This is a genomic window from uncultured Flavobacterium sp., assembly GCF_963925415.1.
Classification (GTDB): domain Bacteria; phylum Bacteroidota; class Bacteroidia; order Flavobacteriales; family Flavobacteriaceae; genus Flavobacterium.
Map to the genome: position 1 here is coordinate 22,044 of NZ_CAWUTS010000106.1, position 10,086 is coordinate 32,129.

Sequence of the window (10,086 nt, forward strand, 5' to 3'; positions counted from 1 at the left end):
CATGTCAAAGTTTGATGCTATTCGCCCCTTTTATGATAGTGAAGTAAACAATGCGTTAAAGTCTTCTTTAAATCATCCTATTTTAAAAGCAATGATGAGCTTTACTTTTCCTAATGATGAAAATGAAACTTGGAAAGAAAAACTGAGCAACACCCATTCTATTAGAGATTTTCAATGTAATTTTATATACAAATCAATTCAAAAAGTATTAGAAAAAAGTTCAGATGGTCTATATACAAGTGGTTTTGAAAAATTAAAACCCAATACGGCTTATCTTTTTATTTCCAATCATAGAGATATAATTTTAGACACTTCTTTATTAAATGTAGCTCTTTTTGATCATGGATTGACCATGACTGCCTCAGCAATAGGGGATAATTTAATTCAAAAAGATTTTTTTCATACCTTATCAAAACTCAATAGAAATTTTTTGGTTCAAAGGGCCTTACTTCCTAGAGACTTATTAGAAAGTTCAAAAAAGCTTTCCGAATACATTTCTCAAATGTTGTTGCATGAAAACAGATCGGTTTGGATTGCACAAAGAGAAGGAAGAACCAAAGACGGGAATGATGCAACACAATCGGGTGTTTTAAAAATGTTGTCTATGGGCTCAAATGAAAAAAACATCATGAATTATTTTAAAACGCTTAAAATAGTTCCTGTGTCGCTTTCGTATGAGTATGACCCAACAGACGTATTAAAATTACCACAATTGTTGGCCCAAGCTAAGCAAGAAATATATATTAAAGATAAAAATGAAGATTTTACGACCTTGTTGAGTGGAATTATGGGTCAAAAAAAACGAATACATATTAGTATTGGAGATGTTTTAGAATCAGAAATTGACCAAATTAGTTCTTCAGAATCGAATCCAAATAAACAAATTCAATTATTGACACAAAAAATAGATGATTCTATTTTGAGGTCTTATAAATTGTGGCCCACAAATTTTATAGCTTACGATTTGTTATATAAAACCAACCAATTTGAAGCCCAATATAGCCAAGATGAAAAACAATTGTTTCAAAGAAGATTAGAAATGAGAATTGATGATAACTTTTTACAACTTAAAGATGGGTTTTTAGCCATGTACGCTAATCCAGTTGTAAATAAACTTAAGTATGATGATTCAAGAGTCTAAACCTTCTATTTTATTAATTTATACCGGCGGAACCATCGGTATGATAAAAGATTATGAAACAGGAGTGCTAAAAGCTTTTAATTTTAAAAAGCTACTCAAAAATATTCCAGAATTGCAATTGTTAGATTGTAAAATTGATACTATTTCGTTTGAAGAACCTATTGACTCTTCTAACATTCAAATAGAAAATTGGCAAAATATTGCAATTATTATTCAACAAAATTACGATAATTTTGATGGTTTTGTTGTGTTACATGGTTCAGATACCATGTCTTATAGTTCATCTGCATTAAGTTTTATGCTTGAAAACTTAGATAAGCCCGTTATTTTTACAGGATCACAATTGCCAATAGGAGATTTACGAACAGATGCTAAAGAAAATCTTATTACGGCTATTCAATTAGCATCGTTACAAGAAAATGGCGATCCTGTTTTTAAAGAAGTTTGTCTTTATTTTGAGTATAAGTTATACAGAGGCAACAGAACAACAAAAATAAGTGCCGAACATTTTAATGCATTTGCCTCTCCAAATTTTCCAGAATTAGCAGAATCAGGAGTTTATTTAAAAGTGAATAAAGAATTATTACTTAAAAATAAGGAACAAAAAAAATTAATTGTTCACACCTCATTTGATGATAATGTAATTATTTTAAAATTATATCCCGGAATGAATAAAATGGTTTTTACATCCATTTTAAACACGCCAAATATTAAAGGTATAGTTTTAGAAACCTATGGGTCAGGAAATGCACCTACTTTAAATTGGTTTATTTCTGAACTTCAAAATGCAATAAAAAAGAATATCTGCGTTATTAACGTAACGCAATGTAGTGGAGGAAGTGTTAATATGGGTCAATACGAAACCAGTACCCAGTTAAAAAATATAGGAATAATATCAGGAAAAGACATTACGTCTGAGGCAGCCATAACAAAATTAATGTACTTATTAGGCCAAAAATTAAATTGTAAAATGTTTAAAACTGCATTTGAAACTCCCTTGAGAGGAGAAATGTTATAAAAAATAGTGTAAAAAATTTTTTAAAGAGATAAATTTTATGTTATTTAGCACCTTGAAATTCAGTTCTCCTTTGGAGAGGTGTCCGAGTGGTCGAAGGAGCATGCCTGGAAAGTATGTATACTCCAAAAGGGTATCGAGGGTTCGAATCCCTTCCTCTCCGCACGAATTTTCTTACCAATAAAAGGAGAATTACTTTTAAACAAATTAATTAATTAAATTTAAGAACAACAGCATGAAAAGATTATTTTCTATTTTAGCAATCACAGGGATTATGGCATTCGGAAGTGTACAAGCACAAGAAGCTACAGATTCTACAGCAACAGTAACAGAAGAAGTTGCAGCACAAGCAGAAGCAGTAAGTGAGTTAGTAACATCTACTGATGAAGACGCAGTAGTTGAAACATCATTTACACAAGAATTAAAACAAAGATTTGTTGAAGGTGGCCCTGGTTTTATGGGAATTGTATTGTTATGTTTAATCTTAGGATTAGCAATTGCTATTGAAAGAATTATTTATTTAAATTTATCTACAACAAACACTAAAAAATTAGTTTCAGATGTAGAATCTGCCTTAAAATCGGGTGGAGTTAATGCTGCAAAAGAAGTTTGTAGAAATACAGCTGGACCTGTTGCATCAATTTATTATCAAGGTTTAGATCGTTTTGAGCATGGAGTTGACTCTGCTGAAAAAGCGGTTGTAGCTTATGGTGGAGTTCAAATGGGTCAATTAGAGAAAAACGTATCTTGGATTTCTTTATTTATTGCTTTGGCACCGATGTTAGGTTTCATGGGAACTGTAATTGGTATGATTGAAGCTTTTGACAACATTGAATCTGCAGGTTCTATGGAGCCTTCTTTAGTTGCTGGAGGTATTAAAGTTGCCTTATTAACTACCGTATTTGGATTAGTAGTTGCAATGATACTTCAAGTATTTTACAATTACATTACAGCAAAAATCGATTCTATCGTAAATGACATGGAAGATGCTTCAATAAGCTTAATCGACATGTTATCAGATTATAAAAAATAATAACCTATAAATATATAACTGTTATGAATTTACATAAAGTAACAAAAATAGCAGCTCTTGGTGTAGCGGTACTTAGCCTTATTTTTCTTGCACTAATAATGGCTAGTAGTGATGCTGACAACAGCAGTTGGATTTCTGTTCTTATATATTTATCTTATATAATTCTATTTGCATGTGTTGCAGTAGTTTTAATTTATGTATTTAAGAACTTATCATCAGATAAAGACGCATTAAAAAGCACGTTAATGACAGTAGGTATTTTAGTTGGACTATTAGTAGTATCCTTCTTAATAGCTAATGGAGATGATGTGTACAGTGTTAAAAAAGAATTATTAGTATCGGGGAGCGCTTCTAAAATTGTAAGTACAGGTTTAAATATGTCTTACATTTTAGGTTCAATTTCGCTTTTTTCTGTATTATTTTTCATGATCAAAAACGCAAAAAAATAATAATATGGCAAAGAAAAGAGGTACACCACCAGAAGTTAATGCAGGCTCTATGGCAGATATTGCTTTCTTATTGCTTATCTTCTTCTTAGTTACTACAACTATTGGTGTAGATCAAGGTATTAATAGAAGATTGCCACCAATGCAAGACGAGCCAGATGTTCCGCCAATTAATGAACGTAACATTTTAACTGTTTTAGTTAATATGAACAATCAGTTATTAGTTGAAGAGCAATTAATGGACATTAAAGACCTTAGAAAAGCTGCAATTAAATTTTTAGAAAACAACGGTAAAAACACTTGTGATTACTGTGAAGGAGCAAAAGATCCAGCATCGTCTGATAGCCCTTTAGATGCAGTAATTTCATTGTCAAACGATTCTGAAACTACTTATGAAACATATTTAGCCGTTCAAAACGAATTAGTAGCCGCTTATAATTTTTTAAGAAACAGAGAAAGTCTTAAAAAAAATGGTGTTACATTTTCAGAACTGGAGTATATTTATAACGACCCAGCATCAAAAGGTAAATATACAGATAAACAAATTGAAGTAGTTGAGAAAAAAGTGAAGTTTATTCAAGAAATATTTCCTCAAAGACTTTCAGAAGCAGAACCAAAACGAAGTAACTAATAAATTTTAGAAAAATGTCTAAATTTAATAAGAAAAAAACAGGCGAAACGCCAGGAATTTCAACAGCATCATTGCCAGACATCGTATTTATGCTTTTGTTTTTCTTTATGGTTGCTACTACTATGAAAGATAGCGATTTAATGATTGAAAATAGGTTGCCAAAAGCAGATCAAACTTCTAAATTATTTAAGAAGGAGTATGTTATGTATATTTATGCTGGAAAACCAAGTGATAGATATCAAAGCACTTATGGATCAAATCCTAGAATTCAATTGAATGATAGGTTGTCAAACCCATCTGATATTCAAAATTTTGTAACTTCAGAAAGAGCTTCAAGAAATTCAGATGCTGAACCCTATTTAACTGCTTCATTAAAAATTGATAGAGAAGTTAAAATGGGCTTGGTTACAGAAATTAAACAAGAATTAAGAAAAGCGGATCAATTAAAAGTAAATTATACGGCTGCTCAAGGGAGTCCAATTAAAAATTAAAAATTTGCTTTAATAAAAAATAAAAAGGTATCCATATTTGGATGCCTTTTTTTTATTAATTTTATAAAAAATTTTAAAGTGAAAAAGTTTTTGTTGCTTTTTTTAACGCTATCCTCTTTTTTTGTATTCTCACAAGAAGAAAAAAAGGCTGTTGTTGACTCTTTGTTTAGAGAAGACCAAATGTATGTATTACTTTCCTTTAATTTATTACAAAATAAGCCAACTGATTTTAATCAACATGCTCTTTCTTCGGGTATTTCTTTTGGATTTTTAAGAGATATGCCTATTAATAAAAAACGAACTTGGGCACTAGCAACAGGTTTAGGTTATTCATATTCAAATTTAAAAAGTAATATTAAAATTGAAACAAGTTCTTCAACAATTTCTTATTCTATTGATAATAATTTTGAAAAAAATAAACTAATACTGCATCAACTTGATATTCCTTTAGAAATTCGTTGGCGAAACGCCACTTTTGATAGCCATAAATTTTGGCGTATTTATTCAGGTTTTAAATTATCTTATTTATTTGCTGAAAAAGCTGAATTTATTTCTACTACAGAAACTATAAAAGTGAACAACATTAATGATTTATCTAAAATTAAATACGGAGCATACCTCTCTGTTGGAAATAATACGGGTAATATTTATGCCTATTACGCGTTAAGCCCTCTGTTTAAAAATGTAAAAATCAATAACGAAGATTTAAAGCTAAAATCGTTTTATATTGGATTGGTTTTTTATATTTTATAAATAATATTGCCATAAAATAATTTGGGATATAAGCCCAATGATCGACCCAGAAATTAATTCACTCACAGAATGCGACTTCATGTATAGTCTAGATGAAGCAACACTTCCTACTACAAAAATCTCACAAGCTATTAATGAAATAAGAGAGGTGTTTAAATACAACCCAAGGCATATTGTAAAAGCCAATAATGAGCAAACGCCCATCATGTGTAAACTAATTTTAATAGAAACAAAAGTTAGCATAAAAGCACTAACAGCGGCAATTAACCCTCCAACAAAAAAGTAATAAAGAATATATATATCATTTATTAAACTGCTAAATTTTATGAGCAGTATTAAAAAAATTATTTGTAAAAGTATGGGTGTTTTACGTTCTTGAATTGTAGCTTCAGTAAAAGAGTTTATATAACCCGTTGCCTTTAATAAAAAATAAATTGAAAGAGGCAATAATAATGTTAATATAAGAACTTGAATTACTAATAGTAAGGTAAAAGAAGAAAAAATTGCTGTTTTTGAAGTTATTAAATAAATTAAAAGGCCATATATAGATATAAATATAGGGTGAAACACATATGAAAATAAAGGGAGTAATTTTTTTATGTCCATTACATCAAATTAAATCTTTTTACGCAATCGTGCAACAGGGATATCTAGTAATTCTCTATATTTTGCAATCGTTCTTCGTGCTATAGGATAACCTTTTTCTAACAATAATTCGGCTAATTTGTCATCAGGTAGTGGTTTCTTTTTGTCTTCATCTGCAATAACTTGTTGCAATATGTTTTTAATTTCAATAGTAGAAACTTCTTCTCCTTGATCATTAGTCATAGACTCACTAAAATATTCTTTGATTAGCTTGGTTCCATATGGAGTATCTACATATTTACTATTAGCAACTCGAGAAATTGTAGAAATATCAAGTCCCACCAAATCGGCTATATCTTTTAATATCATAGGTCGAAGATTAGACTCTTCACCATCTAAAAAATATTCTTTTTGGTAATGTATAATAGCATTCATCGTAACATATAAAGTTTCGCTGCGTTGTTTAATTGCATCAATAAACCATTTTGCTGAATCTAATTTTTGTTTTATAAATTGAACTGCGTCTTTTTGCGAATTTGATTTATTACTAGTGTCTTTATAGGTCTTTAACATGTCTTGATAATCTTTAGACACATGAAGCTCAGGTGCGTTTCTGCCGTTTAAAGTTAATTCTAATTCTCCATCAACAATTCTAATAGTAAAATCGGGCACTATGTGTTCTGTCATTTTTTGATTTCCGTCATAGGCTCCTCCTGGCTTTGGGTTTAATCGTTCAATTTCGTCAATAGCTTTACGCAATTGATCTTTTGAAGCGTCAAATTTTTGAAGCAATTTTTCATAATGTTTTTTAGTAAAAGCATCAAATTGGTCTTCAATAATTTTAGTAGCCAAATCAACAGACTCACTAGGTGTTTTGTGTTTCAATTGAAGCAACAGACACTCTTGTAAATCACGAGCAGCAACACCAGATGGCTCCAGCTCTTGTACAACAAGTAATATTCGTTCTACTGTTTTTTCATCGGTATATAGCCCTTGAGTAAAAGCCATATCATCAACCATATCTTGAACAGTTCTTCGGATGTAACCCATATCGTCAATACTGCCCACTAAAAATTCGGCAATATTGCGCTCATTGTCATTTAATATAAAGGTATTCAATTGATTTATTAAATCTTGATGAAAACTGATGCCAGCTGCAAGAGGCATAGAGCGATCTTCATCATCATCGCTAAAATTATTGGCTTGATATTTATAATCGGGTGTTTCGTCGTTACTTAAATACTCATCAATGTTAATGTCTCCAGTTTCAATTTGCTCGTTGTAGTCATCATCATTATCAAAGTCATCAGTAGAAATGTCAGAAAAGTCGTCTTCATTTTTTTCTTCCTCTTCTTTTCCGTTTTCTAATGCTGGATTTTCAACTAATTCTTCTTCAAGACGTTGTTCAAAAGCTTGTGTAGGCAATTGAATCAACTTCATCAACTGAATTTGTTGTGGAGATAATTTTTGTGATAATTTAAATTGTAAACTGTGTTTAAGCATTTTATATAGGTTAACAGCTTAACTGTTGATTTGTTTATTGAATTAATTAAAACAAATTTACAATTTAACAATTCAAATTTTTAACAATTTAACAAAAAACTAAAATTCAGCATTTTGAGGAGTTCTTGGAAAAGGAATCACATCCCGAATATTTGACATTCCTGTCACAAATAACACCAAGCGTTCAAACCCTAATCCAAAACCCGAATGAACAGCGCTACCAAATCGGCGGGTGTCTAAATACCACCACAACTCTTTTTCTTCAATTCCCAAGGCCTGCATTTTTTCTATCAAAACATCATATCGTTCTTCTCTTTGAGAGCCTCCAACGATTTCTCCAATACCTGGAAACAAAATATCCATGGCTCTAACAGTTTCCTTTCCAGGCTCTGTATTGTCGTTTAATCGCATGTAAAAGGCTTTGATATTGGCAGGATAATCATACAAAATTACAGGACACTTGAAGTGTTTTTCTACTAAATAGCGTTCGTGTTCACTTTGTAAATCAGCTCCCCATTCTTTTATAATGTAGTTAAATTTTTTCTTTTTATTTGGAGTTGAATCTCTCAAAATATCAATAGCTTCTGTATAAGAAACACGTTTAAAGTTGTTTTCTAAAACGAAGTTTAATTTTTGCAACAAACTCATTTCGCTTCTTTCCGTTTGAGGTTTAAATTTTTCTTCTTCCAGCAAGCGCTGTTCCAAGAAAGCCAAATCATCACCACATTTGTCTAGGGTGTACTTAATTACATGCTGAATAAAGTCTTCAGCTAAATCCATATTAGCATCTAAATCGTTAAAAGCAACTTCAGGTTCAATCATCCAAAATTCAGCTAAATGACGAGACGTATTAGAGTTTTCGGCTCTAAATGTTGGCCCAAAAGTATATACTTGTCCTAAAGCCATGGCATAGGTTTCTGCTTCTAACTGCCCTGATACAGTTAGGTTTGTTTCTTTACCAAAAAAATCGGCTGTATAATTTACGTTTCCTTCTTCTGTTCTCGGTGTTTTGTCAAAAGGTAAAGCAGTTACTTTAAACATTTCGCCAGCACCTTCGGCATCACTACCCGTAATGATAGGAGTGTTTACATATACAAACCCACGCTCTTGAAAATAGTTATGAACTGCAAAAGAAAGTACCGATCGAACACGCATAATTGCTCCAAAAGCATTTGTTCTAATGCGTAAATGTGCATTTTCTCTTAAAAATTCAAGCGAATGTTTTTTGGGTTGTATGGGATAATCCTCGGGATTTGAATCGCCTAAAATTTCAACTTTATGCACTTGAATTTCTACGCTTTGTCCTTTTCCTTTACTCTCTTGTAAAATTCCTGATACAGAAATTGCAGACCCTGTCGTAATTCTTTTTAAGGTTTCATCAGGGGTATTTTCAAAATCGACAACACATTGGATATTATGTATGGTTGAACCGTCATTCAACGCTATAAATTGATTGTTTCTAAATGTTCTAACCCAACCCTTAGCGGTTACTTCTTGTAACTTTTTGGCGCTGTTTAACAGGTCAATTACTTTAGTATGTTTCATGAATTCTAATATTTAATGCAAATATAAGTAAATTTTAAAAAGCTAAACTATAAACAACAATTGTATTTATACTAAACTTTGCTTATTCCAAAGTTCAAAATATTTACCTTTTTGAGACAAAAGAACATTGTGATTACCACTTTCTACAACAGCACCGTTTTCCATAACTAATATAGTATCAGCGTTGGCAATTGTACTTAATCTGTGTGCAATAACAATTACTGTTTTGCCTTGATTTTTAAAATCTTTTATTACACTTTGCACCAATTGCTCCGAGTTTGTGTCTAAAGCAGAAGTTGCTTCATCCATTAGCAATATTTCTGGGTTTTTGTATAAGGCTCTTGCAATGGCTATTCGTTGTTTTTGACCACCAGAAAGCATTGCGCCATTTTCTCCAATTTGGGTTTCAAAGCCATTAGGTAGTTTTTCAACAAATTCAGAAATTCCTAGTTTTTTGGATAATTCTAAAACGACTTGAATATTTGGAAATGAATCTCCTAAAGCAATAAAACCACCTTCAATTTTTTCTTCTTGTATATTTAATTCAACTAATTCATTTTAATTTAATAATTCAACGTTTAAATTTTTCATTATCAACTAAGTTCTCGAGATATTTTGATATTGTAAAATTTGTATAAAATTTTACACAAAAAAATAACTAATAATAAACAATCATTACTTTTACGGTATTATTTGTAATAAAAAATTATAAAAAAGATTTTAGAAAAGATAAAAGAAATACGTACAGACAAAGGATATAGTCACAAATATATGGCCTTAGAGCTAGATATTAGTCAGGTTGCTTATTCAAAATTAGAAAAATTAGATACAAAACTATCTGTATAACGTTTGTATAAAATTGCAGCTATTTTAGAGGTTAAAGTTGGTGATATATTAGATATTCAGCCCAATAATCAATTTAATCAAACGAATAAAGAAAACT

Annotated in this window: 11 protein-coding genes and 1 tRNA gene; 8 read left to right on the plus strand and 4 right to left on the minus strand. The window is 30.8% G+C overall.

All coding sequences use genetic code 11. The features are described from left to right. The first annotated feature begins 1 nt into the window (after position 1). The 8 genes from AABM47_RS08600 to AABM47_RS08635 all read left to right on the plus strand — a co-directional run bounded on the left by AABM47_RS08600 (position 2) and on the right by AABM47_RS08635 (position 5,510). The gene (locus AABM47_RS08600) at positions 2-1,141 is read left to right on the plus strand and encodes a 1-acyl-sn-glycerol-3-phosphate acyltransferase (RefSeq protein ID WP_338410517.1); all 1,140 of its coding nucleotides are present in this window, start codon (positions 2-4) and stop codon (positions 1,139-1,141) included. Next, positions 1,125-2,159 carry an asparaginase gene (locus AABM47_RS08605; protein ID WP_338410526.1) on the plus strand — a complete coding sequence of 345 codons (1,035 nt, stop codon included), beginning with the start codon at positions 1,125-1,127 and terminating at the stop codon, positions 2,157-2,159. The genes AABM47_RS08600 and AABM47_RS08605 overlap by 17 nt, the downstream gene beginning before the upstream one ends. A 72-nt stretch (positions 2,160-2,231) precedes the next feature. Beyond that, positions 2,232-2,319: transfer RNA gene (locus AABM47_RS08610), tRNA-Ser, on the plus strand. 72 nt (positions 2,320-2,391) lie between these two features. Then, positions 2,392-3,189, plus strand: coding sequence for a MotA/TolQ/ExbB proton channel family protein (locus AABM47_RS08615; RefSeq protein ID WP_338410518.1), 798 nt, complete (start codon positions 2,392-2,394; stop codon positions 3,187-3,189). 23 nt (positions 3,190-3,212) lie between these two features. Beyond that, positions 3,213-3,638, plus strand: a complete 426-nt coding sequence (locus tag AABM47_RS08620) for a hypothetical protein (RefSeq protein WP_338410519.1) — start codon at positions 3,213-3,215, stop codon at positions 3,636-3,638. A gap of 4 nt (positions 3,639-3,642) precedes the next feature. Then, positions 3,643-4,266 carry a biopolymer transporter ExbD gene (locus AABM47_RS08625; protein ID WP_338410520.1) on the plus strand — a complete coding sequence of 208 codons (624 nt, stop codon included), beginning with the start codon at positions 3,643-3,645 and terminating at the stop codon, positions 4,264-4,266. Positions 4,267-4,280: 14 nt separating this feature from the next. Next, entirely contained in the window at positions 4,281-4,757 is a 477-nt protein-coding gene (locus AABM47_RS08630) for a biopolymer transporter ExbD (RefSeq protein WP_338410521.1), read from the plus strand. 78 nt (positions 4,758-4,835) lie between these two features. Then, on the plus strand, positions 4,836-5,510 hold the full coding sequence (locus AABM47_RS08635; RefSeq protein WP_338410522.1) for a porin family protein: 675 nt from the start codon (positions 4,836-4,838) through the stop codon (positions 5,508-5,510). On the opposite strand, the gene AABM47_RS08640 is transcribed toward AABM47_RS08635, so the two are convergent. The 4 genes from AABM47_RS08640 to AABM47_RS08655 all read right to left on the minus strand — a co-directional run bounded on the left by AABM47_RS08640 (position 5,505) and on the right by AABM47_RS08655 (position 9,680). Continuing rightward, positions 5,505-6,116, minus strand: coding sequence for a hypothetical protein (locus AABM47_RS08640; RefSeq protein WP_338410523.1), 612 nt, complete (start codon positions 6,114-6,116; stop codon positions 5,505-5,507). The genes AABM47_RS08635 and AABM47_RS08640 overlap by 6 nt on opposite strands. Positions 6,117-6,125: 9 nt before the next feature. Further along, on the minus strand, positions 6,126-7,598 hold the full coding sequence (gene rpoN, locus AABM47_RS08645; RefSeq protein WP_338410524.1) for an RNA polymerase factor sigma-54: 1,473 nt from the start codon (positions 7,596-7,598) through the stop codon (positions 6,126-6,128). 99 nt (positions 7,599-7,697) lie between these two features. Further along, positions 7,698-9,143 (minus strand): asparagine--tRNA ligase, encoded by a 1,446-nt coding sequence (gene asnS, locus AABM47_RS08650; protein ID WP_338410525.1) that lies wholly within the window; start codon positions 9,141-9,143, stop codon positions 7,698-7,700. Positions 9,144-9,209: 66 nt separating this feature from the next. After that, a complete protein-coding gene (locus AABM47_RS08655; protein ID WP_338410527.1) occupies positions 9,210-9,680 on the minus strand; it encodes an ATP-binding cassette domain-containing protein in 471 nt (156 codons plus the stop codon). Positions 9,681-10,086 lie beyond the last annotated feature (406 nt).

Bases quoted from the DNA above. Each gene is read 5' to 3' on its own strand.
- AABM47_RS08600 (WP_338410517.1), top strand. From the start codon at position 2: ATGTCAAAGTTTGATGCTATTCGCCCCTTTTATGATAGTGAAGTAAAC.
- AABM47_RS08605 (WP_338410526.1), top strand. From the start codon at position 1,125: ATGATTCAAGAGTCTAAACCTTCTATTTTATTAATTTATACCGGCGGA.
- AABM47_RS08615 (WP_338410518.1), top strand. From the start codon at position 2,392: ATGAAAAGATTATTTTCTATTTTAGCAATCACAGGGATTATGGCATTC.
- AABM47_RS08620 (WP_338410519.1), top strand. From the start codon at position 3,213: ATGAATTTACATAAAGTAACAAAAATAGCAGCTCTTGGTGTAGCGGTA.
- AABM47_RS08625 (WP_338410520.1), top strand. From the start codon at position 3,643: ATGGCAAAGAAAAGAGGTACACCACCAGAAGTTAATGCAGGCTCTATG.
- AABM47_RS08630 (WP_338410521.1), top strand. From the start codon at position 4,281: ATGTCTAAATTTAATAAGAAAAAAACAGGCGAAACGCCAGGAATTTCA.
- AABM47_RS08640 (WP_338410523.1), bottom strand. From the start codon at position 6,116: ATGGACATAAAAAAATTACTCCCTTTATTTTCATATGTGTTTCACCCT.
- rpoN (WP_338410524.1), bottom strand. From the start codon at position 7,598: ATGCTTAAACACAGTTTACAATTTAAATTATCACAAAAATTATCTCCA.
- asnS (WP_338410525.1), bottom strand. From the start codon at position 9,143: ATGAAACATACTAAAGTAATTGACCTGTTAAACAGCGCCAAAAAGTTA.